This is a genomic window from Azospirillum sp. HJ39 (genome assembly GCF_041507355.1).
GTDB lineage: Bacteria > Pseudomonadota > Alphaproteobacteria > Azospirillales > Azospirillaceae > Azospirillum > Azospirillum thiophilum.
The window spans coordinates 807,681-826,034 of sequence record NZ_CP167911.1; the positions used below are offsets into that span (position 1 = coordinate 807,681).

The 18,354-nt window shown below is 68.0% G+C and carries 13 protein-coding genes; 7 read left to right on the forward strand and 6 right to left on the reverse strand.

What is annotated here, in order from left to right:
- Window positions 1–36: 36 nt before the first annotated feature.
- The 4 genes from ABMY26_RS17235 to ABMY26_RS17250 all read left to right on the forward strand — a co-directional run bounded on the left by ABMY26_RS17235 (window position 37) and on the right by ABMY26_RS17250 (window position 5,425).
- Window positions 37–759: a hypothetical protein gene (locus ABMY26_RS17235; protein ID WP_372398425.1), complete on the forward strand. Its 723-nt coding sequence runs from the start codon at window positions 37–39 to the stop codon at window positions 757–759.
- A 64-nt stretch (window positions 760–823) separates the two neighbouring features.
- Window positions 824–3,448 (forward strand): tetratricopeptide repeat protein, encoded by a 2,625-nt coding sequence (locus tag ABMY26_RS17240; protein WP_372398426.1) that lies wholly within the window; start codon window positions 824–826, stop codon window positions 3,446–3,448.
- Window positions 3,445–4,257, forward strand: a complete 813-nt coding sequence (locus ABMY26_RS17245; RefSeq protein WP_372398427.1) for a galactosyltransferase-related protein — start codon at window positions 3,445–3,447, stop codon at window positions 4,255–4,257. Before ABMY26_RS17240 ends, ABMY26_RS17245 begins: the two co-directional genes overlap by 4 nt.
- Window positions 4,258–4,444: 187 nt before the next feature.
- On the forward strand, window positions 4,445–5,425 hold the full coding sequence (locus ABMY26_RS17250; protein ID WP_372398428.1) for a hypothetical protein: 981 nt from the start codon (window positions 4,445–4,447) through the stop codon (window positions 5,423–5,425).
- Window positions 5,426–5,480: 55 nt separating this feature from the next.
- Here the strand turns inward: ABMY26_RS17250 and ABMY26_RS17255 are convergent, their stop codons facing one another.
- From ABMY26_RS17255 to ABMY26_RS17265, 3 genes are all read right to left on the reverse strand, one after another.
- The gene (locus ABMY26_RS17255) at window positions 5,481–6,164 is read right to left on the reverse strand and encodes an orotate phosphoribosyltransferase (RefSeq protein ID WP_372398429.1); all 684 of its coding nucleotides are present in this window, start codon (window positions 6,162–6,164) and stop codon (window positions 5,481–5,483) included.
- 113 nt (window positions 6,165–6,277) lie between these two features.
- Window positions 6,278–7,927, reverse strand: a complete 1,650-nt coding sequence (locus tag ABMY26_RS17260) for a methyl-accepting chemotaxis protein (protein ID WP_372398430.1) — start codon at window positions 7,925–7,927, stop codon at window positions 6,278–6,280.
- 440 nt (window positions 7,928–8,367) lie between these two features.
- Window positions 8,368–10,077 carry a methyl-accepting chemotaxis protein gene (locus ABMY26_RS17265; RefSeq protein WP_372398431.1) on the reverse strand — a complete coding sequence of 570 codons (1,710 nt, stop codon included), beginning with the start codon at window positions 10,075–10,077 and terminating at the stop codon, window positions 8,368–8,370.
- Window positions 10,078–10,279: 202 nt separating this feature from the next.
- On the opposite strand from ABMY26_RS17265, the gene ABMY26_RS17270 reads away from it, so the two are divergent.
- Complete coding sequence (locus ABMY26_RS17270) at window positions 10,280–11,947, forward strand: S10 family peptidase (RefSeq protein WP_372398432.1); 1,668 nt, start codon at window positions 10,280–10,282, stop codon at window positions 11,945–11,947.
- 73 nt (window positions 11,948–12,020) lie between these two features.
- Here ABMY26_RS17270 and ABMY26_RS17275 read toward each other — a convergent pair whose 3' ends face one another.
- Window positions 12,021–13,880: a flagellin gene (locus ABMY26_RS17275; protein WP_372398433.1), complete on the reverse strand. Its 1,860-nt coding sequence runs from the start codon at window positions 13,878–13,880 to the stop codon at window positions 12,021–12,023.
- A gap of 389 nt (window positions 13,881–14,269) precedes the next feature.
- Between ABMY26_RS17275 and ABMY26_RS17280 the strand changes: the two genes are divergently transcribed.
- Window positions 14,270–14,737, forward strand: coding sequence for a RidA family protein (locus tag ABMY26_RS17280; RefSeq protein WP_372398434.1), 468 nt, complete (start codon window positions 14,270–14,272; stop codon window positions 14,735–14,737).
- Window positions 14,738–14,830: 93 nt separating this feature from the next.
- Window positions 14,831–15,994, forward strand: coding sequence for a GNAT family N-acetyltransferase (locus ABMY26_RS17285; protein WP_372398435.1), 1,164 nt, complete (start codon window positions 14,831–14,833; stop codon window positions 15,992–15,994).
- A 105-nt stretch (window positions 15,995–16,099) separates the two neighbouring features.
- Here ABMY26_RS17285 and ABMY26_RS17290 read toward each other — a convergent pair whose 3' ends face one another.
- Both ABMY26_RS17290 and moaA read right to left on the reverse strand, forming a co-directional pair.
- A complete protein-coding gene (locus ABMY26_RS17290; protein ID WP_372398436.1) occupies window positions 16,100–17,212 on the reverse strand; it encodes a CaiB/BaiF CoA transferase family protein in 1,113 nt (370 codons plus the stop codon).
- Between the two features lie 8 nt (window positions 17,213–17,220).
- Window positions 17,221–18,273, reverse strand: coding sequence for a GTP 3',8-cyclase MoaA (gene moaA / locus ABMY26_RS17295; protein ID WP_372398437.1), 1,053 nt, complete (start codon window positions 18,271–18,273; stop codon window positions 17,221–17,223).
- Between the last annotated feature and the right edge of the window lie 81 nt (window positions 18,274–18,354).

The following is an 18,354-nucleotide window of genomic DNA, read 5'->3' on the forward strand; positions in this document are numbered from 1 at the left end:
GAAGCAAAAAGCCGCCTTGCGGCGGGAGGACGAGCGATGAAGCGGGTGCTGCTGAACTATGCCGACGGCGCCTTCACGACGGCGCAGAAATACAACGGCAAGACCGGGCTGGGCGTCGGCGGGTTCGACGGGGTGGCGATGATGGGGCGCCGTCACATCGATGCCGGCTTCGCCGGCCGCAACCGGCACATCCTGGACCGGCCGCGCGGTGCCGGCTATTGGCTGTGGAAGCCCTATTTCATCGACCTGCTGCTGCGCCAGCATCTGCAGGACGGCGACATCCTGTTCTACAGCGACAGCGGCGCCCATTTCGTCCACAGCGCCGATCCGGTCATCGAGATCTGCCGCGAGCGGCGCGACCTGCCGGTCCTGCTGTTCACGCTGGAGGACCATCACCGCAACAGGGTCTGGACCAAGCGGGACTGCTTCCATTTCCTCGGGCTGGACCGGCCGGCCTTCACCGATGCCCCGCAGATCCTCGCCAGCTTCATCGTGTGCGAACGTGGGCCGGCGGCCATGGCGTTCGTCGCGGACTGGCTGCGGCATGCCCAGGACGCCCGGCTGATCACCGACGACCCCAACGCATGCGGCCTGCCGAACTATCCCGAGTTCCGCGACCATCGCCATGACCAGAGCCTTCTGAGCCTGCTCGGCCGCCGCGATGGCGTGACCGCGATTCCCGACATCTCGCAATGGGGCGACGGCCGCCGGCCCGCCGGGATTCCCCGCATCGTGGAACACACGCGCTGGCGCGACTAGGGCCGGTTATGGCAGACAGGACACTGCTTCACCCCCGTCAACCGTCAGCACCGATCGGCAGCGCATGACCAGTTTCGCCCGCGCCGCGGCGGCGGAAAACGCCGGCAACCTGGAGGAGGCGAGAACCCGCTATCTCGACATCCTGCGGACCGAGCCGCAGAACCCGGCTGCGCTGCACCGGCTGGGCGCGGTCGAACTGCGGCTGGGCCGGCCGAGGGAAGCGGTGATCCTGTTCCAGAAGTCGCTGGCCATCGCCAAGGATCTGGAGGTCTATCTCGATTTCGGCGCCGCCATGGCCGCGATGGCGCGCTGGGATGCGGCGGCGACCGTCTATGCGGCGGCGCTGCGGGTCGCTGCAGACTCGGCCGATGCCCAATACGGTCTGGCTCTGGCCTTGCACCGGCAGGGGCGTCCGCAGGATGCCGAACCCCATTACCGCAAGGTGCTGGCGACCCATTCCCATCTGGGGGAGGTCCACAACAATCTCGGCGTCGCGCTGCAGGATCTCGGCCGTGTCGCCGAGGCCGCCGCCGCCCACTGCGAGGCCGCGCGGCTCGATCCCGCGGACGCGGTGGCCTGGTCCCGGCTGGGCGTGGCGCTCCACCGCCTGGGCCGGAATGCGGAGGCCGAAGCGGCCTTCCGCAAGGCGACCGGCTTCGCCCCCCTGGATGCGGAGAACTGGCACAACCTGACCGCCCTGCTCGATGCGGCCGGCCGCCCGGCCGCGGCGCTCGCCGCCGGCCGGCGCGCAGTGGCGCTCGATCCCGCGGGTGCGCGGAACTGGCTGGCCTTGGGCAACGCGGCCCATGCGGCGGAGCGGCGGGAGGAGGCATGGCGCGCCGCATCGGCCGCCGTCCGGCTGGCGCCATCCGATCCGGCGGCGCGCAACAATCTGGCCAACGCCCTACGCGCGCTCGGCCGTTCGCAGGATGCCGTGGCCGAGTACCGCGCCGCGCTGGACCTGCAGCCCGATTTCGCGGTGGTGGAAACCAATCTCGCCCTGCTTCTGTCGAGCCAGCGCGATGCGGAGGGTGCCCTGGCGGCGCTGCGCGCCCTGCTGGCCCGTCAGCCGGAGAATGGCGAGGCATGGCGTCGGCTGGGCGGCGTGCTGGCGGAGGCCTTCCGTCCCGATGCAGCGGTCGCCGTTCTGCGCAATGCCGTCGCCATCGCCCCCGGCGAGCCCGACGGCCATACCGATCTGGCGATGGCCGCCGCGATGGCCGGCTGGAGCAGGGTATCGGCGGATGCCTGCCGGCGGGTGCTGCGGCTGGTTCCGGACCATGCGGCGGCCTTGGGGCAGCTCGTCCACCAGCAGAGGCTTCTGTGCGACTGGCGCGATCTGGACGGGCTGGAGGCGCTGCTTCTCCATCGGGTGCGTGCGGGGGCGGAGGGCGTATCGCCCTTCGACGTCCTGTCCTGCGCGTCGACCCCGGCCGACCAGAAGTCGGCGGCGTCCCGCTGGGCGGCGGCGAAGGCCCGCGGCGCCGCTCCTGTCGTCCGGACTGCCGCGGCCGCGCGCGACGGGCGCCTGCGGATCGGCTACCTGTCGGCGGATTTCCGCGAGCATGCGATGGGCCATCTGATGGTCGATGCCCTGGAGACGCATGATCGCTCCCGCTTCGCCGTCACCGCCTATTCGACCGGCATCGACGACGGCAGCGCGCTGCGCCGGCGGTTCCAACGGGGAATCGAGCGCTTCGTCGACCTGCGCCGCCACACCGACGCCGATGCGGCGGGGGCCATCGCGGCGGACGGCATCGACATCCTGGTCGATCTGACCGGCTTCACCACCTTCTCGCGCACCTCCATCCTGGCCGCCCGCCCGGCTCCGCTACAGGTCAACTGGCTGGGCTATCCGGGCACGCTGGGGGCGGATTATGTCGATTACATCGTGGCCGATCCCACGGTGATCGCGCCGGGCGAGGAGGGGTTTTTCGCCGAGCGGGTGGTGCGGCTGCCGGATTGCTACCAGCCCAACGACCGCCGGCGCGCCATTGCCGAGGCCACGCCGACCCGGGCGGAGTGCGGGTTGCCGGACGAAGGCTTCGTATTCTGCTGCTTCAACAGCGCCCATAAGCTGACGCCCGTCCAATTCGACAGCTGGTCGCGCATCCTTGCGGCAGTCCCCGGCAGCGTGCTGTGGCTCTATGCCGGGCTCCCCCAGGTTGCGGCCAACCTGTGCCGCGAGGGCGAGGCCCGAGGCCTGGATCCCGGCCGGCTCGTCTTCGCCAGGCCCGTGCCCCATGCCGAGCATCTGGCGCGGCACCGTTTGGCGGACCTGTTTCTCGACACGCTTCCCTACAACGCCCACACGACCGCCAGCGACGCGCTGTGGGCGGGGCTGCCGGTGCTGACGCTGCAGGGCACGACCTTCGCCGGGCGTGTCGCCGCCAGCCTGCTGCGGGCTGCAGGGCTGCCCGAACTGATCGCGGACGGGCAGGAGGCCTACGAGGCGGCGGCGGCGGGACTTGCCCGCTCGCCCGACCGGCTCCGCGAGCTGCGGCAGCGGCTGGTGCGCAACCGGTCGGTCTGCCCGCTGTTCGACACGCCGCGCTTCACCCGGAATCTGGAGGCGGCCTACCGGGCGATGTGGGAGATCCACCGCACCGGCGGGGCGCCGCGCCCGATCGCCATCTCCGCCGACGACGGTCCGGACACCGCCACACAGGAAGAAGGAAAGGTCCCATGACGACCGGCGACAGCGCAGGCGCACGGCTCCATATCGTCGTCCCCTACCGGGATCGCGAAAGCCATCTCCGGCAGTTCGTTCCGTGGGTGAGCGCCTATTTCGACCGTCTCATCCCGCGGATCGAGTATCGCGTCACCATCGTGGAGCAGGAGGCCGGGCTTCCCTTCAACCGGGGGGCTCTGATGAATGCAGGCTTCCTGCTGGGTGAGGGGCAGAGCGATCACACCTGCCTGCACGACATCGATTACCTGCCGGTCGATGCCGACTATTCCTGGGCCGACTGTCCCACCCCCATCCTATGGTATGGGGCGGAGCAGCGGCCTGTGGCGCCGGGACGGTCGGACCGCACGGTGACGACCAATCTCGAAAGCTCGATGGGCGGCGTACTGCTGATGCCGAACACGGTCATGCGGCAGGTCGACGGCTATTCCAACGCCTTCTGGGGCTGGGGCTATGAGGATTTCGACTTCTCGCTGCGGATCCGGGCGCGCCGTATTCCCACCGGCCGTCGCAAGGGGCGCTTCCAACCGCTCGACCATGACAATGACGGCTTCACGCCGGATGCGGCGCCGTCCCCAATCTCCCTGGTCAACCGCCGCGTCTTTCAGGAGCTTTGGTCCGGCGGCAAGATCCCGGCCGGCGACGGGCTGTCCACCTTGTCCTTCGACGTGCTGGACCGCCGCCCCTGCGACGGCGCCGCCGCAGGGGCACAGGAGCGGTGGGAAATCGTCCATGTGCGACTCAATCACGCCCCGAGGCCCGATCAGGCGGCGGCCGACCGGACCAATGCGGCTTCGCGCCCCGCATAGCGTGTTTGTGCGCCCGCCCGACCCGCTCTCCATCCGCCGCCATTCGTTGGCCCACCTCTGGCCATGGCCCTGATTCCGGTCATCGTAAAGCTGTGGTAAGGACTTCGGACCGGGCGTGATGCCGGGCGTGATGTATGAAGCGCGTCGATGATGGGCGTGTTGGGAACCTTGCAGAAATGGAACGGTTATGAGCAGCGAACAGGAAAATTCCATTCCCTCCTGGAAAGTCGCGGTCACGTATCAGAACGATAAGATGACCGATGGCGTCGGTGCCCAGTTGCAGCGGGTGTATGGCATTTACGCTCTTTCGCGGCTTTTGAAGATTCCCTACATCCATTCTCCCCTTGCCAAGGTTGATTACCAGGGCTTGAAGTCTCTTGAAGAAAATAGTGGAAATCAGGGTTTCGTCGACGCTTTCAATCGCCGATTCGCGATCAAATCCGATGTGGCCGTCCCTCAATCTTACTATGTCATCGACGTTCACAGCATTACGACTGAGGCGATGGATGCCATCACGGCACAAGCCCAGTCGCTCGACCGACCGGTCATCGTCAGGATAACGCTACCCTATGGCATCACGGATGCCCATCCTGCATCGTATGAATGCTGCAAGGAGATTTCTCCCTTTTCCCACCTGCCTCCCAACAAGGAGAGGTTGCGGGTGGCGGTCCATGTCCGCCGTGGCGAAATGATGGTGGTTGCCGCGGACCGCATGCTGCCGAACGATTATTACATCGAGGTGTCACTGCGTGTTTCGCGGTTGCTGGAGGAAATGGGCGTTCCCTACAGCTTCGAAATTCACACGGAGATACCGACCAGGGAAATCGAGTTGAAGCCCGGCGAGAACGGGATTCAAAAGTCCATCGGGGCGCCGAGGCGGCTTGGTCCCGAAGCGTCGAAAATCGACGAGTTCGCCGTCATTCCGAACGCGACGGTGATGGCGAATGCCGAGGCCATCGACTGCCTGTCGTTGCTATCCACCGCAGACGTGCTGATCACCAGCCGGTCCTCCTTCAGCTATCTGGGTGGAGTGCTGGGCAGAAGGAATTCGGTGACTCTCTACAACCCGTTCTGGCACCCTGCCTTGCCGGGTTGGATTTCGACCGCCAATGACGGCACTTTCGACGAGGCGGCATTCCGGGAACGGATCCGGACGCTGATGGCCTGACGGGCTGCAGGCACGAAGCCAGGGGCGGGAAACGTTTTCCCCGCCCCGGCACGGATCACATGCTCGACTTGCCGCCATGGGCCGACGACCAGCCCACCGGGTCGTTCAGGAACTTCTCGACCTCGGACAGGGTGTTCTCGTCGAAATAGCTGTTGTCGCGGGCGACCTTCAGAACGTCCCACCAGGTGCACAGCGCGTGCAGGCGCACGCCGATGGCGTCCATGTTGACCTTCGACTGCGGGAAGATGCCGTAGTGGAAGATCACGAAGGTATCCGTCACCTGGGCGCCGCCGTTGCGCAGCGCGGTGACGAAGTTCTCCTTGCTCTTGCCGTCGGTCGCCAGATCCTCGACCAGCAGGACGCGCTGCCCCTCGGTCAGCAGGCCTTCGATCTGGGCGTTGCGGCCGAAACCCTTGGGCTTCTTGCGCACATACTGCATCGGCAGTTCCAGCCGGTCGGCGATCCAGGCGGCGAAAGGAATGCCGGCGGTCTCGCCGCCCGCCACCGCGTCGATGGCCTCGTATCCGATCTCGCGCTCGATCGTGGCGACGGCGAAATCCATCAGCGCCTTGCGGGCGCGCGGGAAGGACACGATTCGGCGGCAGTCGGTGTAGACCGGGCTCGCCCAGCCGGACGTGAAGATGAAGGGCGTCTCGGCGTTGAAGTGCAGCGCCTTGATCTCCAGCAGGATCTTGGCCGCGGTGGCGGCGATGGTTGCCTGATCGGGCAGGGTCGACATGGGAAAGGCTCCGGGAAAACGGCGACTGGCGCCCTGTGTAGCGGGGGAGGGCGCGAATCGCAATTGCCGAGGCCGGCCCGGCAGCCTTGTGCCTCTGCCGGACCGCGGCGTCATCAGGTCTTGCGGACGGTCCCGGTGTAGGATGCGACCTCGCCCTGCAACCGATCCGTCTCCCGGCGCAGTTCGGTGGCGGCGGCGGCCAGATCGGCGGCAGCGCGGTCGGTTTCGGAAATGGTCCGGTGCACATCGCCCAGCATGCCGGTCATCGCGGTGACCGCGCCCGCCCCGTCGTTCATCGCCTGCAGGATGCCGTTGGCCGCATCGGACTGCCGACCCACCGCGTCGGCGATGGCGGCGCCGCTGCCGCGCACAGCCTCCACCGTGCTGGACACGCCGTCCATGCCGCGCACCGTCTGGTCGACGATGGCCTGGATGTTGGCGATCTGCGCCTGGATGTCGTCGGTCGCCTGGGCGGTCTGGCCGGCGAGGTTCTTCACCTCGTTGGCGACGACGGCGAATCCGCGCCCGGCCTCTCCCGCTCTTGCCGCTTCGATGGTGGCGTTCAGCGCCAGCAGGTTGGTCTGGCTGGCGATGGAGTTGATCAGGCTGACCACCTCGCCGATCCGCTGCGAGGCCATCGACAGGTCGTGGATGTTGCGGGCGGCGGCATCGGTGCGGCTGACGGCGTCGGCGGTCATCCGGGTGGCCTCGCCGCTGTGGTGGCCGACCTCGCCGATCATGGTGCCCAGCCCGTCGGCTGCCGCCGCCGCGTCGCGCACGGTCCGGGCGGCGGTCTCGGCATGGTCTCGCAGGTCGCCGATCTCCCGGCTGGCGCGGGCGGCACCGTCGGACATCGTCGCGGCGGTCGATTGCAACTGTACGCCGGTGGTGCCGAGCGAGCGGACGATGGCCTCGGTCTGCCGGGTGAAACGGTCGGTCGCCTCGGACAGGGCTGCGAACTTGCGCTGTTCGGCATCCCGCCGCACCGCCTCTTCCGCCGTGCTGCGGTCCAGATCGGCGGCTTGGCGTTGCATCAGCATCACCGCGCCGATGACCCGGCCGATCACGTCGTCGACCGGGTGATGGAGAGACAGGTCGCGCCGGCCCTGGCCGATGGCGGCGATTCCCAGCGCCGCCTGATCGAGCGGCCGGACGATCGAGCGGGCGATCGTCGCGGCCAGGACGATCGATCCCAGAACCGCCAGCACCGTCACGATTCCGATCACCGCGTAGGCATAGACCGCGAGTATGGTCGACCGTTCGTTGCGTGCGCGGTTCTCACCGAGGATCAGGTCGGACAGGGCCTCGTTCCGCTCCTCCAGGTCATGGAACAGCTCCATGAAGCGGGTCATGCCTGCCCGTGCCTGCGCCGGATCGCGCAAGGCCAGCCCGGCCAGCCGCTCTGCGGCCTGGACATAGTCCTCCAGCGCGCCGCGCAGGCCGGTCAGCCCGTCCGCGATGGCGGGGGGAAGGGAAAGCCGGCGGTTGGCGTCCAATGCCTTCCTGAAGGTGGCCGCGTGGTCGGCCGTGTCCTTGGTCAGTTCCTCGCGCTCGTCTGCCGCCGAGGCTGGACCGGCCAGCAGCGCCGCCAGCACATCCGCCCGCAGCGCGTCGTGCATCATGTCGCCCAACTGGTGGTTCGACAGCGCCTCGGCGGTTGTCAGCACCTCCTGGTTGGCCCGGTCGACGATGCCCAGTCCCGCTATTGCGACACCACCCACCACAAGCAGGGCGACGACGAAGGACAGCGGCAGAATGGACATTTTCTGGCGCAACGTCAGAACTGGCATGGTTCTTCGGGCCTCTACGCGTCAGGGTGGATTTCGTTTTCCAAAAATTCATCCTAAAGCGGATTGACCCGCATGTGAATCGGGGTATTCCCGAGGGCGGGCGGAATTGCGATCCCGGATTTGGGCCGGTGAAGAAGGCTGGCCCGCATATACAAGGCGTTTTCCGCCGATCGCCGTGTCGAGCGGGTTCTGGTTTCCACGCCGCTGCCCGAAACCTGCCGGATCCCTGGAGCGCCCTTCGCGCCGCCATCAGCGCCGCAATACCAATTGATTGTCGAACCGGCCTCGATGCAGCCGGCTATGAGGCAGATTGCCCGGGGTCCGTTCGCGCATCGGAGGCAGCAATCCCGTCGGGAGGCGTGCCGATGCTCGTCGGCACGCCTCCCGCAGGGGCCAGCGGATCGGCCAGCGGATCAGCCCTGGCCCGACCGCACGCTGCCCAGGAAGCGGTCGACCTGGGTGCGCAGCAGATCCGCCTGCTTGGACAGCTCGCCGGAGGAGGAGAGCAGCCGCGTGGCGCCGCTTCCGGTTTCCGAGGCCGCCTGCAGCACGCCGCCAATCGACGACGACACCTCGTTGGTGCCGGCAGCCGCCTGCTGGACGTTGCGGGCGATTTCCATGGTCGCGGCATTCTGGCCGTCGACCGCCTGGGCGATGGTGCCGACGATGCTGTTCACCTCGCCGATGGTGGCGGCGATGCTCTGGATCGCCTGCACCGCTTCGGCGGTCGCAGTCTGGATCTCCGCGATCTGCTGCGAGATGTCGCCGGTTGCCTTGGCGGTCTGGTTGGCGAGGCTCTTCACCTCGCTCGCCACCACGGCGAAGCCCTTGCCGGCCTCGCCGGCCCGCGCGGCCTCGATGGTCGCGTTCAATGCCAGCAGGTTGGTCTGGCCGGCGATCGAACTGATCAGGTTCACCACGTCGCCGATCTGGTTCGCCTTCGACGACAGGCCGTCGACGATGCGGTTGGTGCCGTCGGCCTGGTCGGATGCCTGGCGGGCCTTGCGGCTGCTCTCGCCGATCTGGCGCCCGATCTCGGCGATGGAGGCGGCCAGTTCCTCGGCGGCGGCGGCGACGGTCTGGACATTCACCGACGCCTGTTCCGACGCGGCTGCGACGGTGGTCGCCTGGGACTCGGTATGGTCGGCGGTGGCGGCCAGCGCCGTGGCCAGCGTCCGCACCTCGGAGGAGGAGGAGGAGACGCTGTCGACCACGCCCTTCACCTCGCTCTCGAACCGGTCGGCCAGGGCCGCCATCTCGGTCCGCTTGCGCGCTTCGGCGGCATGCTCGGCATCTGCCTGGCGGCGGCGGAAGGCATCGGCCTCGACCGCGTTGGCCTTGAACACCTCGACGGCGCCGGTGATCTTCCCGATTTCGTCCTTGGCTTCGGACGGCGGCACGCAGACGGACAGGTCGCCGCGGGCCAGCGTCAGCATCGCGTCGGTCAGCCGGCGCAGCGGCCGCAGCGCTCCCACCGTCCACATGCCGAACGCGGCGGCCAGCAGCAGGGCGGCACCGCACAGCGACAGCATCAGCGTCTGGAAGCCGCTGGCGACCTCGCGCGCCCTTGCGGCGACCTGCTGGTTCTTGTGCTCCTGCAGGTCGATGAAGGCGTTGATGCGCTTCAGCCATTCGGTGAGGGCGGGGCGGGCGTCCTGCATCAGCGCCTTCTGGGCGCCGGCGCTGTCGTTGGCCTTGCGGGCGGCGACGGTCGCCTTGATCGCCGGCAGGCTCTTCGCCTCGATCTCCTTGATGCCGGCGAGCAGTGTCCTCTCCTCCGGCTCGATATCGGGCATGCGGGCGAACATGGCGTCCAGCGGCCGGGCGGATTCGTCGTAGAAGGCGGCCAGCCGGTCGATGTCGGCCAGCACGGCCGACAGGGTCGCCGCGTCGGTCGCCAGCACCACGTCGCGGAGCGCGATGGCGCGGTCATGGACGCTGCCGCGGAAGTTGATCGCGTAGCGCTGCTTGACGCTGTTCACCTCGTTGATTCGGTTGAGGTCGGCGTCGATCTTCCGCACCTCCCGCACGCCGATGACGGTCAGGCTGACCAGAAGCAGGAGGACTGCACCATATCCGAGAAACAGACGCGTACGAATCGTGGCATGCCGGAAAAGGAACATGGAGGTGCGTCCTGTAAGAAGTTGCCCTGACGGTACCTGAGAGCATCATAGCCCAAAAGTGTTGACACTTTCGGTGCGTGAAGAAATGTACCACATCGCCCGTCCGGCAAGTCCGGCGCTGCGGTCCCTGCCGGGCGACGGGTTGCGGATCCGTGCCGGGGCGGCAATATGCGGCGGGCCAGCAACCGATTGGGATCCGCCGATGCTCCCCCGCTCCACGACCGCGCGACCACGCCAGCGTTCCGGACCCCTGTCCCGCATCCTCGCCCTTGCCTTGCTGCCGGCCCTGCTGATGCCGCCGCTGGTGGTGACGCTGGAGCCGGGGGCCGCCCGGGCGGAGGACCGCAAGGGGGCCGAAAAGGCGCCGGGTGAAAAGACCCCGGGCGAAAAGACCGATGACGAGAAGGCGAATGGCGAGAGGACGGGCGGCGAGCGCCGGGCCGACGACGTCCAGGGCTTCGATCCGCAGCGCAGCGTGACCAGGCACAGCCTGCCGCTGTCCGGCGGGCCATTGGCCTACACCGCGACGGCCGAGTTCCTGCCGTTGCGCGATGGGGCCAGGGAGGAACTGGCGGCGCGAATCTTCACCGTCACCTACACGGCCGATCCGGCAGGGCCGGGCGGTGGCGAGGAACGGGCGCGGCGCCCGGTCACCTTCGTCTTCAACGGCGGGCCGGGGGCGGCGTCGGCCTACATGCATCTGGGGGCGGCCGGACCGGTGGCGGTCGCCTTCGGGCCGAACGGGACCCTGCCGCCGCCGCCGGCACGGCTGGTCGACAACCCCGACAGCTGGCTGGCATTCACCGATCTTGTCTTCATCGATCCTGTCGGCACCGGCTTCAGCCGGGCGGTGAAACCGGACGAGACGGAAAGGCGCTTCTGGTCGGTGGACGGCGACACCCGGTCGATGGCCGAGATCGTTAGGCTTTGGCTGACGCGAAATGGCCGCTGGTCGTCGCCGACCTTCCTGGCCGGCGAGAGCTATGGCGGCTTCCGCATCGCCAAGATGGCCGAGGAGCTGATCGATCAGGTCGGGCTCGCGGTGAACGGGCTGATCCTGGTCTCGCCGGTCGTCGATTTCGCCGCCATCGACGAGGACGGCATCCTCGGCCCCGCCTGGAAGCTGCCGGCCATGGCCGCCGCGGCCGCTGCTCTCGGCCGTGCGCCCGGCACCCCGGGGCAGGCGGCCGAGGCCGCGGAGAGTTTCGCCCTCGGTCCTTACCTGACCGGGCTGGCCGGACTGGATTACGGACGGCTCGACTCGGGGCAGGATGTCTTCGCCGCGGTGGCACGCCTCACCGGCCTGCCGGTCGAAATCGTGCGGCGCCAGCGCGGGCGCGTGCCGATGGGGGTCTTCACGCGTGAGCTGCTGCGCGACCAGGGGCGGATCCTCAGCATCTATGACGGCACCTTCACCGCGCCCGACCCCGATCCGGGAGCGGCCCGCATCCCCTTCGACCCCTTCCTGAAGGGAACGGTGCCGACCTATACGACGGCCTTTGCCGCCTACGTCCACGACGCGCTGGGCTTGCGGACCGACACGCCCTACCGGCTGCTCAGCGACCGGGTGAACCGCGGCTGGGAATGGCCGCGCATGTCGGTGCCGAGCGCCGTCGACGCGCTGCAGACGGCGCTGACCCTGCAGCCGGCGCTGCGGGTGCTGATCGCCCATGGGCGGACCGATCTCATCACCCCCTACATGGCCTCGCGCTGGGTCGTGTCGAGGCTGGAGCTGCCGCCGGGCGAGCGCGGCCGGGTGGCGGTGACGGTGCATCCCGGCGGCCACATGATGTACACGCGGGCCGAGGGCCGGGCCGGGCTGGCCGCCGATGCCCGGGCCCTGATCGAGGCGGCCCTGGCGGGGCGCTGAACCGGAATGCAGACATGAAAAGGGGCGCCCCAATCGGGGCGCCCCTTTTCCGTTGGCGAGTCCCTGTTCCCGATCAGAACAGACGCAGGATCGACTGCTGCGACTGGTTGGCCAGCGAGAGGGCGATGGTGCCGAGCTGCTGACGGGTCTGCAGCATCAGCAGGCTTGCGCCTTCCTCGTTCTGGTCGGCCAGCGTCAGCTTGCTGGCGCCTTCGGTCAGCACGTCGCTGAACTCCTTGGTGAAGCTCTCGCGGGTCGTGATGATGTTCAGGTTCGTCGACAGCTGCTGCGAGGCGGAGCGGATCGTCGCCTTGGCGTTGTCGAGGCCGGCAACCGCCTTGTCGATGTCGGCGCGGTCCATCCAGCTGTTCTGCGCGCCGTCCAGCTTCAGGCCCTGGCCGCTGGTCGAGAGGTTGACTGCGCTCACGGTGATCGCGTTGGTGTTGCGCTCGTTCAACTGGACGGTGATGTCGTTCGACGTGTTGGCGTCGGAGATCTGCTTGGTGACGATGTTCGCCGAGCAGTTCGCCGAAGCCGCCTGCTTGATCGTGTCCTCGTCGATGTTCAGGCGCACCGTGCCGCTGTCGAAGGTGAAGGATTGTTCGCCGCCGCTCAGCTTGCCGTCGCCGCGGGCGTTCATGGCGTCGCGGGTGACCTGGGCGCCGTTGGAGTTGGTGACCTGGATTTGCAGGTCGACCTTCTTCTCGATGACCGAGATGCCGTTGCCCTGGTTGTTCGCCGATTCCAGCAACCGGCGGTCGACGGTGAAGGAGACGATCGTGCCCGACGCGAAGCTCTCCGAGATCTTCTTGGTCAGCGCGTTGGTGGCGCTGGTCGTCACCGTCATCTCGCGGACGACGCCGGGCGTGGTGTTGCCGGTCAGGGTGATGGTGCCGTTGGTCTGCACCGAGGCCGTCGCGACGTCCTTGCCCTGCAGGCGGCCGCTGCTGATGGCGGTGCTGATCGACGTCTGCAGGTTGGTCGCGATGTTCACGGCGGCGTTCTGGCCGATGGCGACGTCGCCCTTGGTCGCGGTGTAGCTGAAGGCCTGGCCTTCCACCGTGATGGTGAAGATGTCGCCTTCCTCGATCGTCCCGCTGACATTCACCGTCGAGACCTGCGCGCTGCCCGATTTGGCCGGGGTCGCCAGCTTGGCTTCGATGGTCTGGGTGTTGTCGAAGTAGGTGATCGTGCGGCTTTCATCGCCGTCCTGGACGATGAAGTCGCGCGAGCGGCCGTTGGCGCCGCGGACCTCGATCTGGACGTCGGAGAAGCTGCCGAGCGTGGACGACATCGTGCCCGACAGCTTCAGGCCGACAAGACCGTGCGCACGCTCCGCCTTGGTGATGTCCTCGGTCTTGCCCTCGACCGAGCCGTCGCCCTTGATGCGGATCGAATAGGTGTCGGAGGAGATGACGTTGGTGACGCGGGCGTTGTCGACGCCGGTGATGGTGTTGACGGCGGCACGGGATGCGCTGGTGCTGTCCATGCTCATGCCGTTGCCGTTGATCAGGTTCTTGCCCTGATAACCGCTGTCGGCGGCCAGCTTGTCGATCTGGTCCTTCAGCGTGTTGAACTGAGAGGCGAGCGACTTGCGGGTGGCGATCGAGGCGGCGTCGTTGCCGAGCGCCGCATAGGCGGCGGTGGTCAGGCCCTTGGCCTGGTCGACCAGCGAGTCGATCGAGGTCAGGCCCTTGTCGGCGGCCTGGATCGTGCTGATCGACTGGCCCATCGCGTCCTTCAGCGACGTCAGGTCGCCGGCGCGCTGGTTCAGGCCCTTGGAGGCGAAGAAGGATGTCGGACCATCGAGAGCCGAATTGATCTTGTTGCCCGTCGACAGGATGTTCTGCTTCTTGTCGATTTGCGACTGCGTGCTCTGCAGCTGCAGCAGGTTCGTACGCATCGAGGCGGTCAGGGTCACATTTCCGGCCATGGTCCTAGTCTCCTTCTGAGGCTGTCCCCGCCCCTGGTCATTTGACCGGCGAGGCAACGTGCGTTTTCCTGACATCACTCTTTCAAGCGCCGTGCCAACTGCAAAAATCCCAATTAAGTAATTGATTTCACTGAAAGATAAAAATCGGTGGGCAAAAAGCGCAGGGTCGGTGCGGCCCCGGGTGGAGGTGTGTCCGAAAAAGAGTCCCGGAATCTTTTGCCGGTGACGGACGGAACTGCCGATGCGTCCGGCGGAACGAATCTTCCCACCGACACCGGCACGGCCTTCCCAGCGGCGGACCGGCGCGGCTATGGTCGGGCTCCAAACCATGTCCTTTAAGGATCGCGCGCGTGGCCCCGGCGGGCCGCGGCAGGGAAGGGAGAAGCATCATGACCGGTCGGATCGACGTACGCCTGGCGGAACTGGGCATCGAGTTGCCGCAGGCCGCGGCCCCGGTGGCCGCCTATGTGCCCTATACCCGTTCGGGCAACACCCTCTACATCTCGGGACAGGTCACGGTCTGGAACGGCGAGCGCAAGTTCGTCGGCAAGGTCGGCCAGGACTTCACGGTGGAGCAGGGCAAGGAAGCGGCTCGCCTGTGCGCGCTGAACATCCTGGCCCAGGCCAGGGCGGCGCTGGGCGGCGACCTGGACCGTGTGACCCGGGTGCTGCGTCTGGGTGGCTTTGTCAATTCCGGTCCCGACTTCCATGACCATCCGCTGGTGATCAACGGCGCGTCGGAACTGATGCGCGATGTCTTCGGCGAGGCCGGCCAGCATGCCCGCGCCGCGGTCGGCGCCCCGTCGCTGCCCGGCAACGTCGCGGTCGAGGTCGACGCGATCCTGGAAGTGGCCTGACGGTCACAGTGGTGGTCGCGGCCGCTTGCCGCGCCGCGGCATCCGGCTTACCTCCTTGCCATCGGTTCGCCTTCGGTTCAGGGAGACGCATGCATGCCTGACGGCAACGACGCGATCACCGTCAAGGTTCTGAGTGGGATTGGCGAGGCGGACCGGCAGGGCTGGGATGCCTGCGCCGGTCCCGGCAACCCGTTCCTGTCCCACGACTTCCTGCTGGCATTGGAGGAGTCGGGGTCGGCGACCGGCACGTCGGGCTGGCAGCCCAGCCATCTTGCCGCCTATGACGGCGGCGGACGGATGGTCGGTGCGGTGCCCGCCTATCTGAAGAGCCATTCCTACGGCGAATATGTCTTCGACCATGCCTGGGCCAACGCCTTTGAGCGGGCGGGCGGCGACTATTACCCCAAGCTGCAGGTCGCGGTGCCCTTCACCCCGGTGCCGGGGCCGCGGCTGCTGGTGGCGCCGGCCGCAAATGCCGGTGCGGTCGCCGATGCGCTGGTCGGCGCGCTGGAGCAGGTGGCGGAGCGCTACGGCGTCTCCTCCGCCCATGTCACCTTTCCCCACCGGGAGGATTGGGACCGGCTGGGCGATGCCGGCTGGCTGCAGCGGCTCGGCGTGCAGTATCATTGGCACAACCGTGGCTATGGCAGCTTCGACGAGTTCCTGGAGGCGCTGAACTCCCGCAAGCGCAAGGCGATCCGCAAGGAGCGACGCGAGGTGGCCGACAGTTCGGTCCGGCTGCACACGCTGACCGGCGACGATCTGAAGCCGGAGCATTGGGACGCCTTCCACCGCTTCTATCTGGAGACCGCCGACCGCAAATGGGGGGGCGGCTATCTCAACCGCCGCTTCTTCGAGCTGCTGGGGCGGACGATGGCCGACCGGGTGGTGCTGGTGATGTGCGAGGATGGCGGGGAATGGGTGGCGGGGGCGTTGAACCTGCTGGGCGACGACGCGCTCTACGGCCGCAACTGGGGTTCCGACGGGCGTTACCGCTTCCTGCATTTCGAGGCCTGCTACTACCGCGCGCTGGATTTCGCCATCGAACGCGGGCTGGCGCGGGTCGAGGCCGGTGCCCAGGGCGAGCACAAGATCCAGCGCGGCTATCTTCCGGTGCCGACCTACAGCGCCCACTGGATCGCCGACCCCGGCTTCCGCCGCGCCGTCGACCGCTATCTGGCGCAGGAGCGCCCGGCGATGGAGGCCGAGATCGCCGGGCTGGGTGAAGAGCTGTCGCCCTATCGGCGGGAGGGTTAGATCGGATCGCGTAAAATCGGAATCGATTTGAAGCGTGAATCCGATCGCCAAACATAAGGCTAGCGTTTCGTGCGTTTCATATTAAACGCGCGAAACGCTAGCGGCTCAGCTCCAGCCGGCCAGAACCGCGGCGGCGTCGCTCTCGCGCAACGGCGCCCGTTCCGGCGGCCGGCCGCCGTCGACGCGCAGGCCCATCAGCGTCTCCACCAGCGGTTCCGGTCCCCCGGTGACGCGGAGTTGGCCGCGGGCGGCGACATGCGGATGGTCCGCCACCTCGGTTAGCGTCGGCAGCGCCTCGAAACAGCAATCCACCGGGTCGAGCAGCGCCTTCCAGTCCGCCAGCGTCCGGCTGGCGAACAGCGATTCCAGTTCGGCGGTCAGGGCGGTCTGGGGCAGTGGGTCTTCCTGGCGGGCGATCCAGTCCGGACGGCCCACCGCTTCGCAGAAGCCGCGCCAGAACTTGGCCTCCAGCGCCGACAGGGTGGCGAAACGGCCGTCCTGCGTCCGGTAGATGCGGTAGCAGGCGGCCCCGCCCGACAGCAGCGCCTCGCCGCGGCCCGGCATGGCGCCGCGAGCCGCCGCGGTCAGGCTCAGCCCCTGCCAGCCCAGCACCGATTCCATGATCGACAGGTCGAGGAAGCAGCCCTGTCCGCTCCGCTCGCGTCCGAACAGCGCACCCGCCACCGCCAGCGCCGTCTGCTGGGCCGAGGCGAAATCGGCCACCGGCAGATAGGCGATGACCGGCCGGTCCGGCAGCCCGGACGCGTCCAGCCCGCCGCCGACCGCCATGTAGTTCAGGTCATGACCGGCCCGCGTCGCATAGGGTCCGTCATAGCCCCAGCCCGACAGGCTCGCATGCACCAGCCGCGGGTTGAGCTGCCGCAGCCGCTCGCGGCCCAGCCCCAGCTTGTCCATCGCGCCCGGCCGGTAGCTCTCGATCAGCGCGTCGGCCCTGGCCAGCAGCCCTTCCAGCGCGGTTCGCCCGTCGGCCGATTTCAGGTCGAGGCGGACGATGGTCTTGCCGGCGTTCAGCAGCTTGTAGGCGGCGGTCATGCCGTCGCTGTCGGTCGGGCCGAGGCGGCGCAGCGGGTCGCCGTCCGGCGGCTCCACCTTCACCACCGTGGCGCCCAGATCGCCCAGCAGCTGCGCCGCATGGGGCCCGGGCAGATACTGGCCGAGGTCGACGACGCGCAGTCCGTTGAGGAAGGGCAGGGGCATGGCGGGCGTCACCCCCCCGTCACGCTCATGTGCCGTCCGACCGCCGGGCCCTGGTGGCGGCGGTCGATGATGAAGTCGTGGCCCTTGGGCTTGCGGGTGATCGCCTCGCGCACCGCGTCGATCAGCGGACCGTCCTCGTCGCTGACGCGCATCGGGGTGCGCAGGTCGGCGGCATCCTCCTGGCCCAGGCACATGTAGAGGGTGCCGGTGCAGGTCAGGCGGACGCGGTTGCAGCTTTCGCAGAAATTATGGGTCAGCGGCGTGATGAAGCCGATGCGCTGGCCGGTTTCCGACACCCGCATGTAGCGGGCCGGGCCGCCGGTGCGGTGGTCGCTCTCCTCCAGGGTCCAGCGCTTCTGCAACTCGGCCTTCAGCATGCTGAGCGGCCAGTATTGGCCGATCCGGGCGCCCTCGCCGATGTCGCCCATCGGCATCACCTCGATGAAGGTCAGGTCGAAGCCCTGCTCGCCGCACCACGCCACCATGCGGTGGATCTCGTCGTCGTTGACGCCCTTCAGCGCGACGGTGTTGATCTTGATCTTCAGCCCGGCCTCTTTCGCCGCCTGGATGCCGCCCAGGATCTTGTCCAGCTTGCCCCAGCGGGTGATGGCCTGGAACTTGTGCGGGTCGAGCGTGTCGAGCGACACGTTGATCCGCCGCACCCCGGCCTCGTAAAGGCCGGCGGCATGCTTGAACAGCATGGTGCCGTTGGTGGTCAGCGTCAGCTCGTCCAGGTCGCCCGCCTTGATGTGGCGGCCCAGCGCGTGGATCAGCCGCATCACGTCGCGCCGGACCAGCGGCTCGCCGCCGGTCAGCCGCAGCCTGCGCGTGCCGAGCTTCACGAAGGTGCTGCACAGCCGGTCCAGCTCCTCCAGCGTCAGCACCTCCGCCTTGGGCAGGAAGCTCATGTCCTCCGCCATGCAATAGACGCAGCGCAGGTCGCACCGGTCGGTCACCGACACGCGCAGATATTCCACCTTGCGGCCGAACGGATCGACCAATGGGGCCGGCAGCGGGGCCGGATTGGCGGGCGACGGGGCTTCAGGCACGAGGTCGATCATCGGCGGACTCCACGGATGGCCGCTGGCGGGCCACCCCAGTATATGTTCGCAACGCGGACGGTATGCAACGATCGCGGGAGC

Coding starts and splice junctions, on each gene's coding strand:
- ABMY26_RS17235 (WP_372398425.1), top strand. CDS start 37: ATGAAGCGGGTGCTGCTGAACTATGCCGACGGCGCCTTCACGACGGCG.
- ABMY26_RS17240 (WP_372398426.1), top strand. CDS start 824: ATGACCAGTTTCGCCCGCGCCGCGGCGGCGGAAAACGCCGGCAACCTG.
- ABMY26_RS17245 (WP_372398427.1), top strand. CDS start 3,445: ATGACGACCGGCGACAGCGCAGGCGCACGGCTCCATATCGTCGTCCCC.
- ABMY26_RS17250 (WP_372398428.1), top strand. CDS start 4,445: ATGAGCAGCGAACAGGAAAATTCCATTCCCTCCTGGAAAGTCGCGGTC.
- ABMY26_RS17255 (WP_372398429.1), bottom strand. CDS start 6,164: ATGTCGACCCTGCCCGATCAGGCAACCATCGCCGCCACCGCGGCCAAG.
- ABMY26_RS17260 (WP_372398430.1), bottom strand. CDS start 7,927: ATGTCCATTCTGCCGCTGTCCTTCGTCGTCGCCCTGCTTGTGGTGGGT.
- ABMY26_RS17265 (WP_372398431.1), bottom strand. CDS start 10,077: ATGTTCCTTTTCCGGCATGCCACGATTCGTACGCGTCTGTTTCTCGGA.
- ABMY26_RS17270 (WP_372398432.1), top strand. CDS start 10,280: ATGCTCCCCCGCTCCACGACCGCGCGACCACGCCAGCGTTCCGGACCC.
- ABMY26_RS17275 (WP_372398433.1), bottom strand. CDS start 13,880: ATGGCCGGAAATGTGACCCTGACCGCCTCGATGCGTACGAACCTGCTG.
- ABMY26_RS17280 (WP_372398434.1), top strand. CDS start 14,270: ATGACCGGTCGGATCGACGTACGCCTGGCGGAACTGGGCATCGAGTTG.
- ABMY26_RS17285 (WP_372398435.1), top strand. CDS start 14,831: ATGCCTGACGGCAACGACGCGATCACCGTCAAGGTTCTGAGTGGGATT.
- ABMY26_RS17290 (WP_372398436.1), bottom strand. CDS start 17,212: ATGCCCCTGCCCTTCCTCAACGGACTGCGCGTCGTCGACCTCGGCCAG.
- moaA (WP_372398437.1), bottom strand. CDS start 18,273: ATGATCGACCTCGTGCCTGAAGCCCCGTCGCCCGCCAATCCGGCCCCG.